The 24,277-nt window shown below is 40.9% G+C and carries 23 protein-coding genes; 8 read left to right on the top strand and 15 right to left on the bottom strand.

Annotated features, from left to right (window positions below; translation table 11 throughout):
- Window positions 1-202 precede the first annotated feature (202 nt).
- Together Q0162_RS08195 and obgE are read left to right on the top strand one after the other, a co-directional pair.
- Window positions 203-1,327: an adenylate kinase gene (locus tag Q0162_RS08195; protein ID WP_297890870.1), complete on the top strand. Its 1,125-nt coding sequence runs from the start codon at window positions 203-205 to the stop codon at window positions 1,325-1,327.
- A gap of 6 nt (window positions 1,328-1,333) precedes the next feature.
- On the top strand, window positions 1,334-2,332 hold the full coding sequence (obgE, locus tag Q0162_RS08190) for a GTPase ObgE (RefSeq protein ID WP_297890868.1): 999 nt from the start codon (window positions 1,334-1,336) through the stop codon (window positions 2,330-2,332).
- 54 nt (window positions 2,333-2,386) lie between these two features.
- Here obgE and Q0162_RS08185 read toward each other — a convergent pair whose 3' ends face one another.
- The 4 genes from Q0162_RS08185 to Q0162_RS08170 are packed head-to-tail and all read right to left on the bottom strand — an operon-like array spanning window position 2,387 to window position 5,870.
- Complete coding sequence (locus Q0162_RS08185; RefSeq protein WP_297890867.1) at window positions 2,387-4,273, bottom strand: amidophosphoribosyltransferase; 1,887 nt, start codon at window positions 4,271-4,273, stop codon at window positions 2,387-2,389.
- Between the two features lie 2 nt (window positions 4,274-4,275).
- Complete coding sequence (locus tag Q0162_RS08180; RefSeq protein WP_297890866.1) at window positions 4,276-5,220, bottom strand: mevalonate kinase; 945 nt, start codon at window positions 5,218-5,220, stop codon at window positions 4,276-4,278.
- Between the two features lie 3 nt (window positions 5,221-5,223).
- The gene (locus tag Q0162_RS08175; RefSeq protein WP_002677922.1) at window positions 5,224-5,418 is read right to left on the bottom strand and encodes a hypothetical protein; all 195 of its coding nucleotides are present in this window, start codon (window positions 5,416-5,418) and stop codon (window positions 5,224-5,226) included.
- Window positions 5,415-5,870: a hypothetical protein gene (locus Q0162_RS08170; protein WP_281638600.1), complete on the bottom strand. Its 456-nt coding sequence runs from the start codon at window positions 5,868-5,870 to the stop codon at window positions 5,415-5,417. Before Q0162_RS08170 ends, Q0162_RS08175 begins: the two co-directional genes overlap by 4 nt.
- A gap of 219 nt (window positions 5,871-6,089) precedes the next feature.
- Between Q0162_RS08170 and Q0162_RS08165 the strand changes: the two genes are divergently transcribed.
- Window positions 6,090-6,866, top strand: a complete 777-nt coding sequence (locus tag Q0162_RS08165; protein WP_297890865.1) for a S24 family peptidase — start codon at window positions 6,090-6,092, stop codon at window positions 6,864-6,866.
- A gap of 81 nt (window positions 6,867-6,947) precedes the next feature.
- Here the strand turns inward: Q0162_RS08165 and Q0162_RS08160 are convergent, their stop codons facing one another.
- The 11 genes from Q0162_RS08160 to uvrB all read right to left on the bottom strand — a co-directional run bounded on the left by Q0162_RS08160 (window position 6,948) and on the right by uvrB (window position 20,839).
- Window positions 6,948-9,047, bottom strand: a complete 2,100-nt coding sequence (locus Q0162_RS08160; protein ID WP_297890864.1) for a family 65 glycosyl hydrolase domain-containing protein — start codon at window positions 9,045-9,047, stop codon at window positions 6,948-6,950.
- Window positions 9,048-9,201: 154 nt separating this feature from the next.
- On the bottom strand, window positions 9,202-10,539 hold the full coding sequence (locus Q0162_RS08155; RefSeq protein WP_095901694.1) for a nucleoside transporter C-terminal domain-containing protein: 1,338 nt from the start codon (window positions 10,537-10,539) through the stop codon (window positions 9,202-9,204).
- Window positions 10,540-10,551: 12 nt separating this feature from the next.
- Window positions 10,552-11,160, bottom strand: coding sequence for a bifunctional nuclease family protein (locus Q0162_RS08150; protein WP_297890863.1), 609 nt, complete (start codon window positions 11,158-11,160; stop codon window positions 10,552-10,554).
- Window positions 11,161-11,309: 149 nt separating this feature from the next.
- The gene (locus Q0162_RS08145) at window positions 11,310-11,756 is read right to left on the bottom strand and encodes a copper resistance protein NlpE (RefSeq protein WP_297890862.1); all 447 of its coding nucleotides are present in this window, start codon (window positions 11,754-11,756) and stop codon (window positions 11,310-11,312) included.
- Window positions 11,757-11,777: 21 nt separating this feature from the next.
- On the bottom strand, window positions 11,778-13,232 hold the full coding sequence (locus Q0162_RS08140) for a HAMP domain-containing sensor histidine kinase (protein ID WP_297890861.1): 1,455 nt from the start codon (window positions 13,230-13,232) through the stop codon (window positions 11,778-11,780).
- Window positions 13,233-13,250: 18 nt separating this feature from the next.
- Complete coding sequence (locus Q0162_RS08135) at window positions 13,251-13,598, bottom strand: SPOR domain-containing protein (RefSeq protein WP_297890860.1); 348 nt, start codon at window positions 13,596-13,598, stop codon at window positions 13,251-13,253.
- A 13-nt stretch (window positions 13,599-13,611) separates the two neighbouring features.
- On the bottom strand, window positions 13,612-14,154 hold the full coding sequence (gene pyrR / locus Q0162_RS08130) for a bifunctional pyr operon transcriptional regulator/uracil phosphoribosyltransferase PyrR (RefSeq protein WP_297890859.1): 543 nt from the start codon (window positions 14,152-14,154) through the stop codon (window positions 13,612-13,614).
- A gap of 9 nt (window positions 14,155-14,163) precedes the next feature.
- Window positions 14,164-16,638: an O-antigen ligase family protein gene (locus Q0162_RS08125; protein ID WP_297890858.1), complete on the bottom strand. Its 2,475-nt coding sequence runs from the start codon at window positions 16,636-16,638 to the stop codon at window positions 14,164-14,166.
- A gap of 95 nt (window positions 16,639-16,733) precedes the next feature.
- Entirely contained in the window at window positions 16,734-17,816 is a 1,083-nt protein-coding gene (locus tag Q0162_RS08120) for a DNA replication/repair protein RecF (protein WP_297890901.1), read from the bottom strand.
- A 138-nt stretch (window positions 17,817-17,954) separates the two neighbouring features.
- Window positions 17,955-18,659, bottom strand: coding sequence for a leucine-rich repeat domain-containing protein (locus tag Q0162_RS08115; RefSeq protein ID WP_297890857.1), 705 nt, complete (start codon window positions 18,657-18,659; stop codon window positions 17,955-17,957).
- 182 nt (window positions 18,660-18,841) lie between these two features.
- Window positions 18,842-20,839: an excinuclease ABC subunit UvrB gene (gene uvrB / locus Q0162_RS08110; protein WP_297890856.1), complete on the bottom strand. Its 1,998-nt coding sequence runs from the start codon at window positions 20,837-20,839 to the stop codon at window positions 18,842-18,844.
- A gap of 155 nt (window positions 20,840-20,994) precedes the next feature.
- On the opposite strand from uvrB, the gene Q0162_RS08105 reads away from it, so the two are divergent.
- The 5 genes from Q0162_RS08105 (at window position 20,995) to Q0162_RS08085 (ending at window position 24,194) form a co-directional block, all read left to right on the top strand.
- Window positions 20,995-21,603, top strand: coding sequence for a PASTA domain-containing protein (locus tag Q0162_RS08105; RefSeq protein ID WP_297890855.1), 609 nt, complete (start codon window positions 20,995-20,997; stop codon window positions 21,601-21,603).
- Between the two features lie 64 nt (window positions 21,604-21,667).
- The gene (locus Q0162_RS08100) at window positions 21,668-22,720 is read left to right on the top strand and encodes an RluA family pseudouridine synthase (protein ID WP_297890854.1); all 1,053 of its coding nucleotides are present in this window, start codon (window positions 21,668-21,670) and stop codon (window positions 22,718-22,720) included.
- Between the two features lies 1 nt (window position 22,721).
- Entirely contained in the window at window positions 22,722-23,045 is a 324-nt protein-coding gene (locus tag Q0162_RS08095; protein ID WP_297890853.1) for a multidrug efflux SMR transporter, read from the top strand.
- 28 nt (window positions 23,046-23,073) lie between these two features.
- On the top strand, window positions 23,074-23,841 hold the full coding sequence (locus Q0162_RS08090) for an alpha/beta fold hydrolase (protein WP_297890900.1): 768 nt from the start codon (window positions 23,074-23,076) through the stop codon (window positions 23,839-23,841).
- Entirely contained in the window at window positions 23,829-24,194 is a 366-nt protein-coding gene (locus Q0162_RS08085; RefSeq protein WP_297890852.1) for a phage holin family protein, read from the top strand. Before Q0162_RS08090 ends, Q0162_RS08085 begins: the two co-directional genes overlap by 13 nt.
- Window positions 24,195-24,277 lie beyond the last annotated feature (83 nt).

Below are 24,277 nucleotides of genomic sequence, written 5' to 3'. Positions count from 1 at the left end.
CAAAATATCATTTGGCGCGAGTTTTTAACCCGCGCCAATTTATTTTATACTCTTCAAGATATATTATAGGCACAATTATTGTGCATTTATTAAAAATGATTACCTTTGCATTTTATTTCAATAAGATGTAAAAGATAATAAAGAAGTTAGCACACTAACTCCTCCCTGTAACACCCTAACGACTAAACATAACACCTAAACAATGGAACTGATAAAATTACACGATAAGACCTTTGAGCCTTACGTATCTGCAGAAGAACTCAACCAAATCAATGAACGAATGGCAAGTGAGGTATATCAAGATTTGCAAGAGTCTCGCCCTATTTTCATCGCCATACTCAACGGCTCTTTTATGTTTGCTGCCGACTTTCTAAGGCACTACAAAGGCGAATGCGAAATATCATTCGTGAAAATGGCATCCTACCAAGGCACCCAGTCTACTGGAAAAATACACCAACTCATTGGGCTTTCTACCCCAGTGGAAGGACGCGATGTGGTAATATTAGAAGATATTATCGACACTGGTAATACCTTAGAAGAAATTTACCGACTATTTGAAAACCAAAAGGTAAAATCTTTCCGCGTGGCTACCCTATTCTTCAAACCCGATGCTTACAAAAAAGACCTCAAAATAGACTATGTAGGTAAGCCTATCCCTAACCGCTTTATCGTGGGCTACGGCTTAGATTTCGATGAGATAGCACGCAACCTACCTCAAGTATATCAATTAAACACTTCATTAACTATGACAAATTTAGTACTTTTCGGCAAACCAGGGGCTGGCAAAGGCACCCAAGCCGCATTTTTGAAAGATAAATACAACTTAGTACACATCTCTACCGGCGATATTTTCCGCTACAATATCAAGAACGAAACAAAACTCGGCAAGCTTGCACAATCATATATGGATAAAGGTGACCTTGTACCCGATGAAGTTACTATACAAATGCTACAAGAGGAAGTTGAAAAGAACCCTAATGCCGAAGGATTTATCTTTGACGGCTTTCCTCGTACCATTGCACAAGCCGAAGCTCTCGACGCTTTCTTAACTTCTAAAGGAATGCGCATTCACGGCACTCTTGCTTTAGAAGCTGATGACGAAATTCTCATCAAACGATTAGTAGAGCGTGGCAAAGTGAGCGGTCGCACCGATGACCAAGACGAAGAGAAAATACGCAATCGTTTCACCGAATACAACGAAAAAACTGCTCCCCTTATCGCTTTCTATCAAGCACAAGACAAATATCACGCAGTTGATGGCATTGGTACTATCGAAGAGATTACCACCCGCCTCTCTGAAACTATCGACAAAATTAAAGCTGAATAATCCCCAATGACCGAAGGCAATTTCACCGACTACGTAAAGATATACGCCGCCTCTGGCAAAGGAGGCGCAGGTTCTATGCACCTACACCGCGAAAAATTTGTACCCAAAGGAGGTCCTGATGGAGGCGATGGCGGTCGTGGAGGACACATTATCTTGCGTGGCAACAAACACCTCTGGACTCTCATACACTTCAAGTTCCAACAGCACTTCCGCGCCGAACACGGTGAAGCAGGAGGTGCCAATCGCAGTTTCGGTGCCGACGGTAAAGATATCACTTTAGAAGTCCCCTTAGGAACCATTGTTAAAGATGCTGAAACCGAAGAGGTGCTCTTTGAAATTACTGAAGACGGGCAAGAAATCATCGCACTCCGCGGTGGCAAAGGGGGATTAGGCAACTGGCATTTCCGCACAGCTACCAATCAAACCCCACGCTACGCCCAACCAGGTCTCCCTGGTGAAGAACGCGAGTTGCTTTTAGAGTTAAAAGTATTAGCCGATGTAGGCTTTGTAGGCTTCCCCAATGCGGGCAAATCTACATTGTTATCAGTAATAACTTCTGCCAAGCCCAAAATAGGCGATTATCCATTCACAACGTTAAAACCCAATTTGGGTATTGTGCAAAACCGCGATTATCAATCGTTTGTAGTAGCCGATATCCCTGGGATTATAGAGGGCGCTGCCGAGGGCAAAGGGTTAGGGCATTACTTCTTGCGACATATAGAGCGCAACTCGGTATTGCTATTCCTCATCCCTGCCGACAGCAAGGATATCATAGAAGAATACCATATCTTGCTCAACGAACTCAAAGAATACAACCCCGAACTATTAGATAAAGATCGCCTCATAACCATTTCAAAAGCAGATATGCTCGACGACGAACTCACCGAAGCCATTCGTCAAGAAGTAGCCGCAGGATTGGGCGATACACCTTTCTTATTCATCTCATCGGTAGCAGGCAAAGGCATCCAGCAACTCAAAGACAAACTCTGGGAAATGATACAATAAATAAAAAAGTCAGCTTAAAAGCTGACTTTTTTTATTATAACATCTTTCATAAAGTTAATAAGCGCGTTCTTTATTGCCTTCGTAGAAATTGATAAAGGCGCGATTTACAACGCGATTACCGCCATCGGTGGGGTAATCACCGGTGAAATACCAATCTCCGAGGTTTTCGGGGCAGGCTTTATGCAAACTGTCTACTGTTTGGAATATCACTTCTACTTCTGAGGTAAAGTCATTAGGCAAAAGCAAATCTCTTATTTTATCCGAAATTTCTTCATCGGTGAAAGGGGCATACACTTCTTTTACATAATTCACTACTTTGTCATCACTTAGTGCTACTTGGGTGAGACACTTTTCATATACTTCTTTTATGATGTGATACGTACCGCGTTCTTTATGCAAAGCTAAAGCCGCTTGGAAGGCTACCAAATCTTCTAAACGCGCCATATCAATACCATAACAATCGGGATAGCGGATTTGAGGAGCTGAAGACACTATTATTATCTTCTTAGGTTCTAAACGCCCTAATATACTCAAAATACTCTTCTTGAGGGTTGTTCCGCGCACGATACTATCGTCTATAATCACCAAATTATCGCCTTTTTGTACTGAGCCATAGGTAATATCGTATACGTGTGCCACAAGGTCGTCGCGACTGCTATCTTCGGTGATAAAAGTGCGCAGTTTCACATCTTTGATAGCCACCTTTTCGGTGCGTACTTTTTGAGAGAGAATTGCGGGAATTTCGGATTTTTCGGCTACTGCCAACTGTTTGGCTTTCTGCTCATTGAGGTACTGTTCTGCTTCTTCTATAAGTCCTAAGTAAGAGGTTTCGGCAGTGTTAGGGATATAGGCAAAAACTGTATCTTTTAGATTGTGATTTATCGCTTGAGCGACACGAGGGAAGAGCAATTTACCCAACATTTTGCGTTCGCGGTAGATATCGCGGTCGCTGCCACGAGAAAAGTAAATACGTTCAAACGAACAGGCTTTGCGTACCTTGGGGGTGAGAATTTCCTTGATAGCTGTCTCTCCGCTTTTTTTAATGATAATCGCATTACCAGGGGGGAGTTCGCGTATATTCTCGTATTTTACATTGAAAACGGTTTGTATAGCAGGGCGTTCGGAGGCTACTACCACCACTTCTTCATCTTGATAGTAGAAAGCAGGACGTATACCTGCAGGGTCGCGAAGCACAAAAGCATCTCCGTTGCCTATCATTCCTTCCATTGCATAACCACCATCCCAATATTTGGCAGCGCGTTTGAGGATGCGTTCTATGTTTAGTCGTTCGGCGATGAAAGGGGAGGCTTCTTGTTTGGTATAACCTTCTTCTTTGAGTTTGCGATAGAGTTCTTCTACTTCATCGTCTAAAAAATGACCAATACCTTCCATTACAATCACAGTATCGGTTTTGTCTTTAGGGTGTTGCCCGAGGCGTACGAGGTTTTGGAAGAGCTCGTTTACGTTGGTCATATTGAAGTTGCCCGCCATAATGAGATTACGGTACATCCAATTGTTTTCACGCAGGAAGGGGTGCACATTCTCGATGCTATTTTTGCCAAAAGTGCCATAGCGCACGTGTCCCATAATCACTTCGCCTATGTAAGGGAGTTCTCGTTTTTGGAGGGTTACATCGTCTTTCAAAGAAGGATTGGCTTTGAACCCCTCGTTGATACGCTGGTTGATGCGAGTGAAGATGTCTTGCACGGGTTGCGCCTCATTAGAGCGTATCCTACTGATGTAGCGTTCACCAGGTTGCATATCGAGTTTGATACTCGCAAGTCCTGCTCCATCTTGTCCGCGGTTGTGTTGTTTTTCGAGCATCAGGTACATTTTGTTGATGCCATAGAAGGCTGTACCGTATTTTTCTTTGTAAAAATCAAGAGGTTTGAGCAGGCGGATTAGAGCAATCCCGCACTCGTGTTTGATTGTATCACTCATTATTAAAATTGATATACTACTTCTAATTTATGGTTGCCGAGAGCGCGTTTGGCTTTCTCTAAGTCTTCAGTAAATCCTAAGATATAACCTCCGCCTCCCGATCCGCAGAGTTTTAGGAAATAATCACCCGTATCAATGCCCTGTTTCCAAAGGGTGTGAAACTCTTTAGGAATCATCGGTTTGAAGTGATTGAGCACAATACCCGATAGGCTTTTGATATTGGCAAAAAGCGATTTGAAGCGCCCTTTGAGAAAATCGTCTATACAAGCATCGGTATATTTGATAAACTCTTCTTTCAGCATTTTTTGGAAGGCTTCATTCTTCATATTCTCCATAAAGATACGCACCATAGGGGCAGTTTCGCCTATCACACCACTATCAAGCAAAAAAACAGCGCCTTTGCCATTAGGGATTTGGGAGGGAATGCCAGTAGGCTCGATATGGTCGTGTGAATTGATGAGTATGGGTAAGCTGAGATAGCTATTGAGGGGGTCTAAACCTGAGGAAGTGCCGTGGAAGAAGGATTCCATACGTCCGAAAATCGCTTTGAGTTGCAGTAGTTTTTCACGAGAAAGATTGTCCATCGCACTGATAGGGTCGATAGCGTATTCACTGTAAATAGCTGCTACCAAAGCCCCGCTACTCCCTACGCCATAGCCTTGCGGAATACTGCTATCAAAGTACATACCGGCAGCGATATCGGCATTGAGTTTTTCTATATTAAAGCGGACGATAGGATTTTCTTCTTCGGTAAGCGTTTGTAGATAAGAAGCAAATTCGCGAAGTGCCTCGTTTGATTTTTTAGCAGTAGTTTCTTTACCATCCTGTACATCGGATAGCATTTTTAGAGTCCCTTTATAGAAGTTATAAGGGATAGCAAGTCCTTTAGAATTTTTGATAATACCATACTCACCAAAGAGGAGTATTTTAGAATAGAAAGGTTTCATTTTTCAGGGGTTAGTAAGGGGTGAGAATCCTACTTTAGCTAATTTTTCATTAACACGTGCCAATTTTTCAGCAAAATAAGGTGCTTTAGCATATTTATCAATTGTAGGATCTACTTCTATAATTGTATAATAAGGAGTTACTTCTAAAGGTTTTTGAACTTTAGGTTTCTTCTGTATTTGTTTTCTATTTGTGCTCATAAGATATTCATTTTTCGTCTTACAACAAAAGCGTCATAATTAATATTAGGACGAAATTCTTCCCATTCTCCATTTAAAAGACATAATAATTGAAAGTTTCTCTTAAGTTCATCAAAATGTTTTACGATGTTTATTTGGTATAATCTTGTTCTTGCAGGGGTACTACCTTCAGCATAAACCCAAACATTTGGAAATTTTTGCGTAAAAGCAAAAACAATACCGACTATTGTTGATAAAACTTTTTCTGTATCACCATTATTGGTTACTATCGTGTCATCTATTTCTCCTGTAATGGGATCTTTATCACCGAAACCTAAGTTATATAGGTTTTCTATATTTGTTTCTTGGAAAGAAACCATTTTATCTATTTTACCTTTTATTCCTATACTAGTAAACTCATAACTACGTTTTGTTTCACCTATTCTTATATCATATCTTGGTAGGTTACTCATAATATTTTAGTTGTTAGCGGTTAAAGAGAATAAATCCTACTTTTTGTTATTATTACTACATTCTACAAAAGAATCTTTGCAGTTGTTTGTTATAATATTGAGGCGACAAAAATACAACATAATTTACTAATTTCCAAATTTGCTAATTTGCTAATTTCCTCCTATCTTTGCCGTGATTTTAGAGAATTTCTTTAAATTTGTTTACCTTTCTCACTGATTATGAATGTAAAAGAACGTATCAAAAAATTTATAGACCACGAGGGACTCTCTATTTCGGCTTTTGAAAAGACGATAGAGGTCTCTAACGGCTATGTAAATAGTATTTCCAAAAATATAGGAATCGACAAGCTGAATGTGATTGTAGAGAAATATCCTCAGCTGAGTTTGGAATGGCTGATTACGGGCAAGGGTGAGATGCTAAAACCCACACTACCAACAACTAAAACCAACAAACTACTGATGCCCAAAGTGGTGGTGGTAGATGATAAAGACAACGAGCGGATTCCGTTAGTACCTATACGCGCACAAGCGGGTTACCTCACTGGTTACGACGATATTACCTTTATTGAATCACTACCTACTTACAGTTTGCCAAATATGACTAATGGCACTTATAGGATGTTTCAGGTAAAAGGACTCTCGATGTACCCTACCTTGCAAGATAGTAGTTATGTGGTGGGGTGCTTTGTAGATGATTGGCTTGCACTGAGCAGCAATAGGGTGTGCGTGGTAGTAACTCAAAACGATGGGATTATTGTAAAACGCGTTACTAATACCCTTGAAAAATACGGGACTCTTTATTGTAGATCCGACAATCGGGATTTTCCACATCTATCGGTAGCGGCAGAGGATATCAAAGAGATTTGGGAATGCAAGATGCATCTTTCATTTGAATTTCTCGACCCTGTTACTAACTACCAGAAAATAGCCTCATTAGAAGCCGATGTAGCGCACCTGAAAGAAGAAGTACAACAACTGCGGATTATTGATATTTAGGGTAAAGCCAGCGAGTGGGCGTAGCTGGGTATGTGAGAACAATTTGTATGGGCGTTTGCAAAACGCCCCTACATAAAATGATTACAGTTTTATCTCTTTGGTTTCTCCTTGGAAAATCACTTTAAAGGAAAGACTTTTCCAATGTTTTGGCAGACGGGGGGTAAAGTGTAATTCGCCGTTCTTTACACGCATACCAGCAAACCCTTCTACAATACTGAGCCAAGTCCCTGCCATTGAGGTGATGTGTAAGCCTTCGTGAACTTCTTTATTGTAGTCGTCTAAATCAAGGCGGGCGGTGCGGAGGTAGAGGGTGTAAGCCTCATCGGTCTTGCCTAAGGCAGAAGCTAATACACTGTGTACACAAGGTGATAAAGAGGACTCGTGTACTGTGAAAGGTTCGTAAAACTCGTAGTGTTTTTGGAGTTCTTCTTTGGTAAAATGGTCTTCAAAGAAATAGAAACCTTGCAGCGTGTCGGCTTGTTTGATGTAAGGCGAACGGAGGATTCTATCCCACGACCAATGTTGGTTGAGCGGGCGCTCCTCGGCAGGAATCGCACTCACTGGTTTGAGGTCTTTATCGAGGAAACCGTCTTGTTGCAAGTATACCCCATACTTCTCACTATAAGGCAAGTAGATATTTTGGGCTATGTGTAGCCATTGTTGTATTTCTTCTTTTTGCAATGTTGTTACCTGCTCGGCAGCATAACGCAAGCACCAAGAGGCAAGGTAATTTGTATAGAAATTGTTGTTTATATTATTTTCGTACTCATTAGGTCCTGTCACACCTAAGATTACATACTTTTGTTTTTCTGCTGAAAAAGAGACCCTTTGAGCCCAAAAACGCGCTATAGCAATAAGCACTTTTATTCCATATTCTTTGATATAGAACTCATCGCCAGTATAGCGGGTATAGTTGTAGATCGCAAAAGCAATTGCTCCATTGCGGTGGATTTCTTCAAAGGTGATTTCCCACTCGTTATGGCATTCTTCGCCGTTCATCGTTACCATAGGATAGAGCGCTGCCCCTCCTGTAAAACTGAGTTTTTGGGCGTTTTCAATCGCTTTATCCAACTGATTGTAGCGGTACATCAGTAGGTTGCGAGCTACTTCAGCACCTTTGGTAGCCATATAGAAAGGCAAACAATAGGCTTCTGTATCCCAATAGGTGCTACCGCCATACTTTTCGCCCGTAAAACCCTTAGGTCCTATATTGAGGTGAGCGTATTTGCCAGAATAGGTTTGGTTGAGTTGGAAGATATTAAAACGGATACTTTGTTGGGCTTTTTCGTCGCCTTCAATCACAATATCAGAAGTTTCCCAGATGTGATCCCAATCTTCTTTTTGTTTTTCCAAAAGGCTGTCAAAAAGAGCAATAGACTTTGTTAAAGTTGAGCAATCATTACTTCTACTATAGCCACCGTATTTTTCTATTCTAAATGTTTGGTTTTGCTTCACTTTTACTTCATACTGCAACCCTATATAATTCTCTTTTTTATTTTCTTTAGGAGAAATATTTAACGCTTTATTATCTATAAAAAGTTGATTTTGCATAAAAGTATGCACTTTAAACCTTGTTTTTTTAGTTTCGGCAAGTATCGTTGCAAAGTTATCTTCTGAAGAAATTTCCAAAGTATTCCAAAAACGCTCATCCCAATTAGCATCACTATTTTTGATACCGCTATCTAAGTAACTTTCTATTTCTATAGTAGCTTCGGTAGTGAGGGGGGTGATTTCGTAGCGCAGAGCGCCGAGTTCATCGTAGCGCAAGGAGAGGAAACGCAAGACTTTCACTTGTATTTCTTGCTGATTGGGGAGCATAGCAGTGAATGAACGCTCATACCAACCTTCTTTCATATTGAGTTGGCAGCGGAAGTTTTTCACTTCGAGGCAGGTGTTCAAATCTAATAATTCCCCATTGATTTTGATGTGTAACCCTATCCAACTCGGGGCGTTGAGCACTTTGGCAAAGTACTCGGGATAGCCGTTTTTCCACCAGCCTACTCGGGTTTTATCGGGGTAATAGACCCCACCGATGTAACTGCCTTGCAGGGTATCGCCCGTGTAATCTTCTTCAAAGTTGGCACGCATTCCCATAGCCCCATTGCCGAGGCTAAAAATACTTTCGTGTTTGGTAATATCGGCTTTATTAAAGCCCTCGATGATGATGTTCCAAGTATTCATTTTTCTTTTAGGTTTCAGGTGTCAGGGGATAGGTTTCAGGGGATAGGTTTCAGGGGATAGGTTTCAGGGGATAGGGTTTTTGGAGAATTGAAATTGTAAAAAACAAATGTGTCAATTAGCTTATTGACTAATTGACACATTGGTTATTTTCTAATTATCCTATAATCATTCCGGCGATGGTGGCTGACATTAGGGAGGCTAACGAACCGCCAAGTACTGCTTTGAGTCCGAATTCTGAAAGGGTTTTGCGTTGGTTAGGAGCTAAAGCGCCTATACCGCCTATCTGGATACCTATAGAGGCAAAATTGGCAAAACCACAAAGCATATAGGTAGCTATCATTATTGATTTGTTGTACATCAAGTGTGGCTGACTCGTCATATCTTTGAGGATACCTAATTGAGTGTAGGCTACAAACTCTGAAGAAGCGAGTTTTACCCCGAGCAATTGTCCCATTAGCATCACATCTTCTTTGGCAATCCCGATGAGCCACATCACAGGGGAGAAAATTGTACCGAGAATCATCTCAAGCGAAAGACCTTCTTTATAAGGCGTATTCGCAGCAATAAAACCATTTAGGTCGCCCATATAGCCCATCCAGTGGAGAATATAGTTGATCATCGCAATCATCGCAACGAATACAAGGAGCATAGCAGCTACGTTGGCAGCAAGTTTAAGTCCTTCGGTAGTACCATTGGCGATAGCATCGAGTACATTAGAGCCTACATTTTCCATTGATACGTGAGAATCGTTAGAGAATTGTTCGGTTTGTGGACAGAGGATTTTGGAAACTACAATAGCTCCAGGAGCAGCCATTACTGAGGCGGCTAACAAGTGACGAGCGAAGAGCAAGCGCATTTCGGGGTCATCACCGCCGAGGTATTGTATATAAGCCGCCATTACCCCACCGGCTACAGTAGCCATACCGCCTATCATCACGAGGAGGATTTCGGAGCGGGTCATTTTAGAGAGGTAAGCCTTAATCATCAAAGGAGCTTCGGTTTGACCGAGGAAGATATTACCTGTAACCGAAAGGCTTTCGGCTCCTGAAATATTGAGAAGTTTAGAGAGTGCCCACGCCATTCCGCGTACTACTATTTGGATAACTCCCAAGTAAAACAAGAGAGAGGTGAGCGCTGAAAAGAAGATAATAGTAGGTAGTACTTGGAATACGAATATATACCCAAAAGTATTGGTATCAAGCAGGTTACCCAATAGAAACTGGCTACCAGCTTTGGTGAAATCCAATATCAACACGAACACACTACCAGCGAAATCAAAAGCTTTTTGAATGAAGCCTACTTTGAGGATACCTATAGCGAGCAGTAGTTGTATACTTAAGCCAATACCTACAGTGCGCCAATTGATAGCACGGCGGTTGCTGCTAAAGAGAAATGCTATGAGGAGAATCACTACCATACCTAACACTCCACGTCCAAAGCTCTCCATTGTAAATCCTTCACTAGGGATTACTTTCATAATTGTTTCTTCCATCTATTATTGTTTTTAAAAGGTATTATCACGTTTTGAAATTTCGTCTCTCACTTGAGCAGCCATTTCGTAATCCTCATTTTCCACACATTCACCGAGCATTTTCTTAAGTTCGCTAAGCGAATATTTGGAGTAACGGTTGCGAGTAGTATCGTCGGTAACATTATCTAAGGAGGGACTCACAGGTTGTTTTTTGCTATCTTCATTAGGCAAAGGGATGTAGATGCCAGCGCGTTCTACAATTTCCTTATAGGTGTAAATAGGTGCGTTGAAACGCAATGCGATAGCAATAGCATCGCTGGTACGGGCATCGATAGTGCGTTCTTTGCCGTTTTGCACACAGAGCATATTAGAATAAAAAATGCCCTCCTCTAATTTGTAAATCACTACTCGTCGCACTTGGATACTGAAGGTATCGGCTAAGTTTTTGAAGAGGTCGTGTGTGAGGGGGCGTGGTGGAATGATGTTTCTCTCTAACTCTAAAGCAATAGCTTGCGCCTCGAAGGTACCTATGACGATAGGCAACTTCAAATCGGACTCTAATTCGTGCATTATCAGCACAAAAGCGTCGTTTTGAGAATGGTTATATGATATTCTTTTGACAAAGAGGCGTACTAAATCCATCAGTAGGTTAGCGTAAAAACTTTTTAATTGGGGGGTAAAGATAAGATAAAAAAAGTGAACTGCAAAAGTTTTGTTAAAATATTTTTTAAAACGATACGAAAAAGGCTATGCAAAGTATCGCATAGCCTCTGTTTTAGTGTAATCTTGTTTTACATTTGTTTGGTAAGGGTGTAATCTTTCACCATTTGAGGTTCTTTACCATCTTCGCCAACTTGTACGATATTATCGCCTTTGGTAATATAGAAAGATTTGTGGTTATCTGCTTTAGAAACGAGTGTAAAACCTTTATCAGTGCGTTCTACTTTACCTTCTTCTTTAGATTCGAAGTTTTTGCTTGCGCAATTTTCTTGTTTTACATAGGTGTCATCGGCATAAAGGTGGATAACAGTAGCCATTCCGCCACAATCGGCAGCTGGAAGCGTACCTACATAAGTAGCTAACAATTGAGGAGTTACCATTTCTTCTACTTTTTCAGCAGCATTCTCCATCATAGTAGCGGTTTCACTTACTACAGTGTTAGCTGTTTGTGAAGGATTGTTTTGGCAGGAGGCGAGCAAAAGCACAGCAGCTCCTAGTGTAAAGATGTGTTTTTTCATAAAAATATAATGTTTAATACGTTACTTATTCAAAAAATGTACCAATGTTATAACAAATTCACTGCCTTTGCCTACTTGAGAGGTAAAAGAAATGCTACCATTGTACGAGAGCACGATATTCTTTACCATTGCCAAGCCCAAGCCACTACCGCTGGTTTTGGTTGTGAATTTGGGTTCAAATATTTTTTCTTTATCAGCATCGGCAATGCCTATACCATTATCTTTGACAGTGAGGATAATATCTTTCTCAGTTTTAGTAAGCGTTACTTCTATTGCGGGGAAAGGTTCATTTTCGGTAGCTTGTAGCGCGTTTTTCACCAAATTGGTAACCACACGCCCTAATTGGTCTTTATCAAACACCGCAACAATCTCATCGTGAGAGTGCGTGAAGTGAATTTCATCGGTGTTGAAAATATCCAAAGTGCGCTTGATAACAGACACAAAGTCAAATTCCTCATCGTTTTTAGCTGGCATATTCGTAAGTGCGGAGAAAGCCGTTGAAATATTGCTGAGGATATCGATTTGCTGGATGAGTGATTCGCAAAACTCATTGGTTTGTTCGGTTGTTTGGGGTTTGCGACTCGCTTTACGCTGGTAACTCTGCACCGAAAGGCGCATAGGGGTCAGGGGATTTTTGATTTCGTGAGCTACTTGTTTTGCCATATCGCGCCATGCTTGTTCGCGTTCTGATTGAGCTAAGAGGGCTTTGCTATTCTCAATCTCGTCAATCATTCCGTTATAGGCATTTACCAATTCGGTAATTTCGGCAGGTGCCGATTTGAGGAGGATTTTTTCATTCTGCGATAGCAAGCGCGTTTTCTCTAATCGGTTTTCGATAGTTTTAAGCGATTTGGTGATATACTTAGAAATAAAGTAAGCTACCGTGAGTGCTACCACCAAGAGTGAGAAATAGACAATTGCCAAATTGTAGAGTGAGCCTTCTAAAGCGCGCTCGTTGAAAGTATCGTTCTCAAAATAAGGGATATTGAGGATAGCGATAGGCTTGAACTGCAAATCGGTGATGTAGCTATACGAGGTTTGGTAGCCTCGTCCAGCAAACTCGTGGTGTTCTACCAATCGTTTGTTGAGGGTAGCCGATAGCTGATGTAGTACGGAGGGTGGAATGAAAAATGCATCTTGATCGGGAGAGAGAGAGGCTTTGGAGCTTTTGAGCAGCACTCCGTCGAGGTCGTAGAGGGCAAAATTTAGGTTTTGGATATTGGCAATGCTATAGATATCCTCACGAAAAATAAGGGGGATATAAGGAGTTTCGACAGGGAAAGTAGTTTGCGAGAATACATATTGTATTTGCATTTTTATTTGGTTTTCCTTATCGACAAGACGTTCGTCGTGATATTCCAACGCTTGTTTTTTGTATTGGCTAACCATCACTAAGGCTAAGATAGCAAAAGACACCAGTACGAGGAGGGTCATACTGAGGAATATTTGAAAGCGAAGGCTGTTTTTCTTAAACATAGCTTCCCCTATTAGAGATTATTTTAAGCCAACCACAAAAGCAGCAGGATAGGATTTTTTAATCTCTATCAAGTTTTTTTCGGCTTCTAAGCGCGTGCGGAAACTCCCAATGCGCACTTTGTAGTTAGGCGACTCGAAAGTGAGCAAGGCAGGATATTGTTTGTATTTGTTTTTAGCATCGAGCAAGGCTTTGTTAGCATCGGTGATGTTACCATTATAGATTTGCACTTGGAAAGCACTTTCGCTACGAGCAGCTTCTTTTTTGTATTCCATAATTTCGGCTATGTTGCTCTCTTGGTTGATGGTTACTTGTGCATAAGTAGCTCCTGAGAGTAATAAGGCTGCTGAGATAAATATATTTTTCATCTTTACTAAAAGTTTACTTATTAACTACTTGAATAGAATTGTCGTTCCAATTCACGATTACGCGTTCGTTGTTGATAGCATCTACTTGTTTCCCACTGTAATCGGGCTGGATAGGGAGATGGCGGCTAAAGCGCCTATCGATGAGAACTAAGAGTTCAATTTCAGAGGGGCGTCCAAAGCTTTGTATGGCGCTGAGTGCTGCGCGGATGCTCCTACCGGTATAGAGTACATCGTCTATAAAAACCACTCGTTTGTTTTCTACAATAAAATCGATAGCGGTAGAGTTGGCTTCTAAAGGTTTTCCTGTGCGGCGGAAATCATCGCGGAAGAAGGTGATGTCTAATAGTCCTAAAGGAATATTAGGCACGTGGTATTCTTCGGTAAGGAGTTTTACCAAGCGTTGTGCTAAATGAGTGCCGCGGGGCTGTATACCTATGAAAACAGTATCGGAAAAATCGTTGTGGTTTTCAATCAGTTCACAAGCAAGGCGATGGAGCATTATTTGGAGTTCTTTTTCACCAATAATTAGCTTAGTATGAGTGTTGTCACTGGTCATTATATATTTTTAAAAGGTGAGGGTGTTTAAGTTTTTCTGAGCATCGGGATTGCCTTCGGAGGCAGCTTTTTGGAAAAAGACTTTAGCGTTGTTTCTATCGCCTAGCATATAATAACAAGAAGCGCGATAGTTGTTCAGCACGGGGTCTATAGTAATTCCTAGTTGTTCCATTTGTGAGATATCATTGATAGCGCGCTGGTATTGTTGAGTGCTGTAGAAGCTAATAGCGCGATATCTAAGTCCGTCGATATGAGCGGGAACTTTTTCCAAGAATTTTGTAAAGATAGGGATAGCCTCGGCATAACGTTGTTGCATATAGAATTGCATTGCCTCGCTATATAGAGGGGCGAATTGTTCTACTTGCATACGTGAAATAATTTTGTTGCGATTGTTGATGATTTCTTGATTCGTAGGCAAATATACAAAAGCAGTATCTAACACAGCGCGTGCTTCGGCAATTTGGTTGTTTTTTTCTAAAAGGTAAGCTAAAGAGTTCCATGCTTGTACTTCAATGCGATTGGCTACGCGAGCTTCTTTATCTATATCTACATTGAAAATGCTTTTGAGTCTTTTTTTCCACTTAGGTTGTTCTTTTTGTAGGCTATCTTTTTCTAAGTTCAAATACTGTTTGAGTAATTTGATAGATTCTTGTTCCTTGCCTAAGTTGTTCAAAGCAAAGGTTTCTAAGTTCAAGCTACCATAGAAATTAGGTTTGATCATTCGGGCTTTGTGAGCATACTTATAGATACTGTCTAATTTTTTTTCAGGTTCCATAAAGTAGGATACAGCCATAAAATACTCAGGGCGAGCATCATAAGGGTGATAGTGAATAGAAGAAAGGATTTTGCGAGCCTCGTCAAATTTTTGTTCATCGATGAGGTAGCGAGCTTTTTCAACATCTACGGGTTCAGCGACGGCAGTGAGGTTAGGGATACGAGGGTAGTTGTGTATGAGGTAATCGGCAGGTGATTTAGTAGGTCGTACCCCTTGTTGTTCTTCTTTTACCATACGTTGGATTTTAGAGGAGTCGAAGTACATTCTTTCTACAATTACTCCTAATGCCATTGCTACTACTGCTACGGCTCCTATAAAACCAATGGCAAGAGTAGGGAATTTACGGTCTTTGTTATCGTCTTTTCTAAAATATAGTACAGCTAAACCTACAGCTATCCCCACGTATATACCAAAGAGAGCCTGGATTTCGGGGCGGTCTTGAGGGAAGTTGAAGAAAGCGTCGAATGAATAGGCAAATAGCCCGAATAATGGTAAGAAAAACCATTGTTCTTGTTCAGGATTTTTGTTTTTATAAGTGCTTTTTAAGAAGTAGAAGGCTGCTAAGATAAAGATAGCTACAAAAGCCAAACCTCCAAAGATGCCCACTTCGGCAGTGAGTTCTAAGAAGTCGTTGTGGTTCTTATACATATAGATGTAATGTGAGCTATAGGAGTTTTCGTACTCTAAAAAACGCACTTTCCAGTTGCCGATACCTACACCGAGTAGAGGGTCGTTAGGAATCATATCGGTAGCGGTGATTACCCAAGCGGTTTTACGCAAGTTGTTACTTTGGTTTTCTTGGTTTGCCACCTCAGCCAAACGCGCACCGAAACTAGTGCTTTGTCGTACTTCTTGTGGGTATAAATAATTCTGTACAAAAGAGAAAATGCCAAAAGCAATTACTACTAAGCCTACGTGTGTTAGTACTTTTACTCCTATTTCACGGCGTTTGAGGATGAAAAAATCGATTGCACCATAGATGATAAAAACTACCATAGTGAGAATTGTAGCCAAGTAGAAAGTACGGGTACTCATAAAGAAGATTGCTAAAGTGCCCAAAGTAACGCCTATACCTCCTATAATGCGCAAGAAGTTTTCTTTACGGAAATAGAATAACCATATTGCAAAAGGTATCTTAATGAACATAGCCGAAGCTAGGATGTTTTTATTGGAATATGAACCTTTGATAGCTAAATCGGTAGTAGTTCCTTTGATCACCCCTTTTATTCCGTCCATCGCGACTAAAAAGTCATAACAAAGTAGTATGGTCATTGCTAAAGCTAAGACAACAATTCCTTCTTTGTAGTAGATCACCAAAGCGGAGACCATCCACGCGGCAGAAAAAGCAGTGAATATCTTGAAGAAGTGGAGAATAGCTTCTTCTGTGTTGATAGCTTTAGAAAAGGATAGCAGTGCCATTACCATTATGAGGCTATAGGCAATCCCCATTTTATTGGTAAAGAAACCAAAGAGTACTTGGGTGCGTTCTCTAAATTCTTTAATAAAGAACACAAGAGCAACCACCACTAAGTTGAGGATTGCAAATGTGTAGAATTTCGTAGCGTTAGAGTCAAACGCCATCCAGTTAGGGGTGATTACCGTTACATAACCATAGGCGATGAGCAAGAAGGTTGCTAACCATTTGATAGAGGTGTTTTGGGGTTGTGCTGGTACATCAGCAGTAGAGTTTTTCTTGTTATTGGGTTTCATATTTCAATTAACAATTAACGATTTATAATTAATAATTGTGACATTTTTTATATTAAGCTTGTTTTTTAGAGGGCGTTTGCAAAACGCCCCTACTTTTAGGTTACTTGAATCAGTTCGTAGGCTAAGCCGGTGTTTTTTACCACTGCTTCAGTACGTTGTGAATGAGTATCGGTGATGAAAAGCTGTCCGAAATGTTTTTGAGTTACTAACTGCACTAATTGGGTTACCCGAGTATCGTCTAATTTATCGAATATATCGTCTAAAAGCACTATGGGGGTAATCCCTAATTCTTGTTGCAAAATTTTGAACTGTGAGAGCTTTAGGGCTATCAAAAACGACTTCTGCTGTCCTTGACTACCGTATTTTTTCATTGGGAATCCTTCAATTTCAAAGAGCAAGTCGTCTTTATGAATACCGCTTGTGGTGTATTGCGCACTGCGATCACGCTCGGTATTTTCGCGAAGTAGTGTTGCTAAATCGCTTTGGTGTAACTGACTTTCGTACTGCAAATTCACGCGTTCCTTCCCTCCTGATATATAAGCGTATTGCTCGCTAAAAACAGGCAAAAATTCTTCCATAAAGGCGCGTCGTTTTTCGTAGAGATGCTGCCCTAAAGGGGCTAACTGCTCATCATAAATACTGAGAGTTTCTACAGAAAATACTCCGTTTTCAGCCATTTGCTTTAGCAGGGTGTTACGTTGCAGGAGGATGCGGTTGTAGCGCAAAAGCAGTTCTAAGTAAGCTCTATCGGTTTGCGAAATGACGCTATCTAAAAACTTACGGCGGGTTTCACTACCTTCTACTATCAAGTCGCGATCGGAGGGGGAGATGATCACCATAGGGTATTTACCTATATGGTCGGCAAGGCGTTCGTAGGCTTTACCGTTGTGTTTCATCACTTTTTTTTGTCCTTTTTTGAGGCTACAAACAATCTGTTCTTCGCGGGTTTCGTTTTGGAACTGCCCCTCAATGAGGTAGAACTCCTCACCGTGGCGTACGTTCTGCACGGCACTTGTGGTGAAGTAGCTTTTTGCCATTCCTAAGTGATAAATAGCATCGAGGAGATTGGTTTTCCCTACGCCGTTATCGCCTACAAAACAGTTGATAGTAGGGCTAAAGGCATACGCTTGTGAGGGTATGTTCTTGTAATTGACGACGGATATTTGTTTTAAAAACATCATTTGCAAGGGCAAAGATACAAAACAATTGATAATTAACAATTAATAGCTAACAAAAAACTTTGCCAAAGGTGCGAGCCACACGGGCTATTACCTTTGGCAAAGTGTATTTTTTTATAAGATTGTTATAGGATTTTTTTATTCCTCTTCAGAAATGATATTTGCATACTTCTTAAAACCCTCATTGTTTTTATACACCTCTAATCTTCCTTTAGGCACAAAAATACGAGTTACACTCTCAAAAGGAGTATTCACTTTAGGAGGATTTATTCCTTTAAAAGTAACTGTTGTTAAATTAGAAAAGGCATTTATTCCTATATTTTGTACATTTTTAGGAATAACAACCTCTACTATCACCTTATTGTTATAAAAAGCACGACCTCCTATAGATTGAAGACTTTCTGGAAGATTTACTGAAGGAATTTGGCAACCTACAAAACCTCCTTCTTCAATATCTGTAAGTCCTTCTGAAAACTGAACGGACGTAAGAGTTGAGGCATTGAAAGCATCTTGTTTAATTACTCTCACACTTGAGGGTATAGAAATACTTTTAATACCTGTGTCAAAAAAAGCTTCTTTTTCAATGGTTATTAATTGAGTAGGGAGTGTAATATTCTTTAAATTCTTATGACCTGCAAAAGCTCCCTGCCCTATAGTTTTCACTTCCTTAAGAGTAGGGTCAGCTTGCATATCAAGAGCTGTTGTAGTCTCATTCTTCCATTTTGTTAAGACAAGTCCATTGGTACTCAATTCATAATCAGAAGAGGGGATACTATTGCCGTTATCTTTATCCTTACAAGCAAAGAGGATAAAAGCGGATAATATAAATAAAATGTTTCTCATAGTATTATTTTTTAGTTATTCGAGGCAAATATACAAAACAATTCGTAATCAGCAAATTTTTTAACATTTTAATTTAGGGAAATCTCCGAAAATCTTGGAGAGGCTTAGAGAGCATCAGAGAGAAAAATCTTTATTTATAAAGGTAGTCATCAACTTTGGCAAAGGTGCGAGTTGCTAATTTCTTAATTTGCTAAATCCTGCAATTTTTTTAGTTCATCGCGGTATTGAGCAGCTTTTACGAAATCGAGGTCTTTGGCAGCTGCCTCCATCAATTTGCGGGTCTCCTTGATTTTCTTCTCTAACTCCTTAGCCGATAAATAGACTGATTGGGTTTCCGCTGCTATGTGTTCCTTGAACGATGGGTCATAGTGAAATTCGGTTATAGGGCTCTTGCTGAGGCTATTCTCTATCTTCTTGTGCAAAGGCTGAGGCGTGATACCGTGTGCCTTGTTATAGTTCATCTGCTTTTCGCGGCGGTAATTAGTGTCATCTATGGTGCGCTGCATACTATCGGTAATCTTATCGGCGTACATTATCGCTTTGCCATTTACGTTGCGGGCAGCCCTTCCTACGGTTTGAGTCAGCGAACGCGTAGAACGCAAAAAGCCTTCTTTATCGGCATCGAGGATAGCCACGAGCGACACTTCGGGCAAGTCTAAGCCTTCACGGAGGAGGTTTACCCCTATGAGCACATCAAAGAGTCCCTTGCGGAGGTCTTGCATAATCTCTACGCGCTCTAATGTATCTACATCGCTGTGAATATAACGACACCTAATACCAATGCGGGTGAGGTATTTGGTAAGCTCTTCCGCCATTCGCTTGGTGAGGGTGGTTACCAATATACGCTCGTCTTTTTCGGTGCGCAGTTGTATTTCTTCTACCAAATCATCTATCTGATTTTGACTGGGACGCACTTCTATTTCGGGGTCGAGCAATCCTGTGGGGCGTATCACCTGCTCTACGTACACGCCTTGTGTTTGCTGGAGTTCATAGTCGGCAGGGGTAGCACTCACGTAAATCACTTGGTTTTGTAAGGCTTCAAACTCCTCGAATTTCAACGGACGGTTATCCATCGCGGCGGGCAAGCGGAAACCGTATTCCACGAGGTTTTCCTTGCGACTGCGGTCGCCCCCATACATCGCGTGTACTTGCGAGACAGTTACGTGGCTTTCGTCGATCACCATCAAGAAATCATCGGGGAAGTAATCTATGAGGCAAAACGGACGTGTACCGGGTTCTCTACCATCTAAATAACGAGAGTAGTTCTCAATACCCGAACAATAGCCCAATTCGCGTATCATCTCAAGGTCGAACTCGGTGCGTTCTTTCAGCCGTTTGGCTTCTAAAGGTTTGCCTGATGCCTCAAAGAACTCTACTTGCTTCATCAAATCTTGCTGGATATTCCATATCGCTTTTTGAAGAATATCGGGGGAAGTAACAAACATATTCGCAGGGTAGATATTAAGGCTCTCGTAGCGGTCTAACACGTGATTGGTAGTAGGGTCGAACTGTTCTATTTCTTCAATTTCATCGCCAAAGAAGTGAATGCGGAAAGCGTTGTCGTCATAGCCAGGGAAGACATCGAGCACATCGCCTTTGATGCGGAAATTGCCGTGCCTAAATTCGGCAGTTGTGCGAGCATAGAGGCTTTGCACCAATCGGTGCATCAGCTTAGTACGGGGGAGTACGTCGCCTTGTTTGATTGTAATCACATTCTTTTGGAATTCCACAGGGTTACCAATCCCATACAAGCACGACACCGATGCTACAACTAATACATCGCGTCTTCCTGACAGGAGTGCAGAAGTTGTGCTAAGGCGCAGTTTTTCAATTTCATCGTTAATAGAGAGGTCTTTTTCTATATAAGTACCCGTAGTAGGGATATAGGCTTCCGGCTGATAGTAATCGTAGTAAGAAACGAAGTATTCCACCGCGTTATTGGGGAAGAAGGCTTTAAACTCTGAATACAACTGAGCCGCCAGCGTTTTATTATGTGCCAACACAAGGGTAGGACGCTGAATGCGTTCCACCACATTGGCGATAGTAAAAGTTTTTCCAGAGCCCGTAACGCCTAACAACACTTGGTACTTATCGTCACGCTCAATGCCTTTTACCAGTTGGTCAATAGCCTGAGGTTGGTCGCCCGTAGGGGAAAAATCGGAAACTATATTGAATTTCATTGAAGTTAGCTTTCAGACCTTAGAGGGCTGTTGTTAGTAAAGGGCAAAGGTAAGAATAATTTGTTGAATGACAAATTGACTGTGGATTTTAATTATTGTTGCTAGTTGTTAATTATTTTGTATCTTTGCCATCTGTAATAATACTTTGCAAAGGTATGAATTTCAAAGAAATTTTAAAAAAATCAGGAAAACAACTCGTTTGGCAACTGTTTTTTGCAGTAATAGTTGTGGTACTATTGCTATGGGTATCACTCAAATTTTTGCAACTCTATACGGCTCACGGTAAGTTTGTGGTAGTCCCCGATCTTACTAATAAAAGCCTTACCGAAGTGCAAATCCTTCTCGAAGAACAAGATTTGCGCTGCGAGGTAATCGATTCTACCGAGTACAATCCTTCATTTCCACCGTTATCGGTTATCAGTCAGAGTCCTGAGCCTAATGAGCGAGTGAAGTACAATCGCAAAATATATCTCACGCTCAATCCTAAGGGTTACCACAAAGTAACTGTTCCTAAGGTGATACAAGTAACACGCCGGAATGCTGAAGCTACTCTGCAATCGGTAGGACTTACCATTGGGCAAGTCACTTATGTGGATAATATCGGTAAGGATATGGTGCTTGAGATGCAATACAATGGCAAGCCAGTGCAACCAGGTGATAAGTTAGTGAAAACTTCACGTATAGACTTGATTTGTGGTAATGGCTTTGAAACGCGTGATACAATTCCCAACGAGATACCAATAGAGGAACTGATGGGCGATTAGCATTTCACCTAAGTTTCTATCCTTAATTACAACAAATTAATCCAAAACAATCTCTAAAAATTCTATGACTTTGTACGAAGAAGATTTAGTAGACGATTTAGAACCAGACGATGAGGGAGCTCCCGAACTCTACGAACATTATTCATTTACAGCAGGCAAGGGGCAAGAACCTTTGCGTGTAGATAAGTTTTTGATGAATTTTGTAGAAAATGCAACTCGTAACAAGGTACAACAAGCAGCTAAACAGGGGAATATTTTTGTAAATGGCGAACCAGTGAAAGCCAATCACCGTGTGAAAGCTAACGATGTGGTAAAGGTACTCCTCTCTCACCCTCCACACGAGGATTTGGTAATACCTGAGAATATCCCTTTAAATATTGTATATGAAGATGATGCCTTGCTTGTGGTGAATAAACCTGCGGGTATGGTAGTACACCCAGGGCACGGCAACTATAGCGGAACGCTTATCAATGCTTTAGTATATCACTTTGAGCATTTGCCTAACAACAGCAGCAATCGCCCCGGATTGGTACATCGCATTGATAAAGATACTAGTGGACTGTTGGTAATCGCCAAAACTGAAGAGGCTATGTTGCACCTCACACAACAGTTTTTTTATAAAACTACCCAACGCGAGTACGTCGCCTTGGTGTGGGGCAATATAGAAGAAGATGAGGGAACTGTGCGAGGGCATATAGGACGACATTTGAAAGATCGCTTGCAAATGGATGTTTTTCCCGATGGTTCTCACGGCAAAGAGGCAGTAACACATTACAAAGTCTTAGAGCGTTTTGGCTATGTAACCCTTGTGTCCTGCCGATTAGAAACAGGTCGCACTCACCAAATAAGGGTGCATTTAAAATACATAGGGCATACCCTCTTCAACGACGAGCGTTATGGCGGAGACAAAATACTGAAAGGCACTACTTTTGCTAAATATAAACAATTTGTAGAGAATTGTTTTGCTGTATTACCTCGGCAAGCCCTACACGCTAAAACGTTAGGTTTTGAACATCCCGTAACTCACGAATTTATGAGTTTTGACAGTGAACTCCCCGATGATATGCACGCGTGTATTGAAAAGTGGCGTTCTTACAAACTAACTTCTAATCTTTAATATGGCTTGGATATTTCTTGTGTTAGCAGGACTTTTTGAAGTCCTTTTTGTATTTAGTATGGGAAAAGCACGTGAAACTGTTGGCAGACAGAGTTTCTTGTGGTATGCACTTTTTGCTATTGCACTTTCACTGAGTATGTGGCTGATGATGAAAGCTACCAAAACACTCCCTTTAGGTACAGCTTATGCCGTATGGACAGGTATAGGGGCAGCAGGCTCTGTAGTAATGGGAATGATCTTTTTCAAAGAACCTGTAACTCTCTGGCGCGTAGTGTTTCTGGTGACCCTTATCAGCTCCATTATCGGACTGAAACTAACAAATTAGCCATTATTAATTGTTAATTGAAATTATGATATTACACTCTCAAATTATAGGTGAAGGAACTCCCTTCGTGATTTTACACGGATTCTTAGGAATGTCTGATAATTGGCGTTCCTTAGCGCTTAAATATGCCGAAGCAGGTTTTCAACTCCATTTGTTAGACCAACGCAATCACGGTCGCAGCTTCCACAGCGATGAATTTAGTTATCCTTTAATGGTACAAGATTTATTGCAATATGCCGAAGCGCATCAGTTGGAGGCTTTTCACTTAATGGGACACTCTATGGGAGGCAAAACAGCAATGCTTTTTGCTACTGAATATCCCGAAAAAGTACTCTCACTCATTGTTGCCGATATGGCACCTAAATATTTTCCACCTCATCACGAACAAATATTACGAGGATTAGCATCTCTTGATTTTAACAAAATAACCTCGCGTGTAGAGGCTGATAAAGCACTTGCTGCCTATGTGAGTGATATAGGCACCCGTCAGTTCTTGCTCAAAAATCTCTATTGGGAAACCCCTGGGCATTTAGGCTTACGCCTGAACCTTCCAGCGCTTATTGCCAATGAGAGTGAGATAGGAGCTGAATTGCCAGATAGCAATGTGTACAATGGTAAAACACTCTTTCTCAAAGGTGAGTATTCTGAATATGTAATGCCTGAAGATGAGCAACTTATTTATACTCATTTTCCTCACGCTATTATAGAGACTGTGAGTAAGGCAGGACATTGGCTTCACGCCCAAAATCCTACTGAATTTTACGATAAAACGATACAATTTTTATGCAATTCCTAAAATATTTTGTATATCTAATAATTTCGGCAACGCTTATATTCCTATTGTGTATTTTGAATGTAGGTGCTACCATCGAGGGGTATTCCACAGCCATACTTGCAGCCTTTGTGCTTTCCTGCTTGAACGCCTATGTGCGTCCGCTTTTAGACTATTTGTTGATGCCTATCGCCGAACTTACTTTTGGGCTTACAATGTTTTTAAACAACGTTATAATGGTCTACCTCACATCGCTAGTTATAGGAGGTTTTAAAGTTTATGGTTTTTTGGGAGCCTTGATGTTTAGCACTTGCTTATCGCTTGCTCAAAATATTACAATCGTTCCTTTTGAACAAGCAATCGCAAATAAGAAGTAAATACAAAATTTATTTGCTCATTCAATATTTATCATAATAGATAGAGTGAAAAATAAAAAGGATAGCTCTCCACTGAAAGCTAT

It is taken from the genome of uncultured Capnocytophaga sp. (genome assembly GCF_937936315.1).
Taxonomy (GTDB): domain Bacteria; phylum Bacteroidota; class Bacteroidia; order Flavobacteriales; family Flavobacteriaceae; genus Capnocytophaga.
This window is presented reverse-complemented; position numbering and strand designations above follow the sequence as displayed.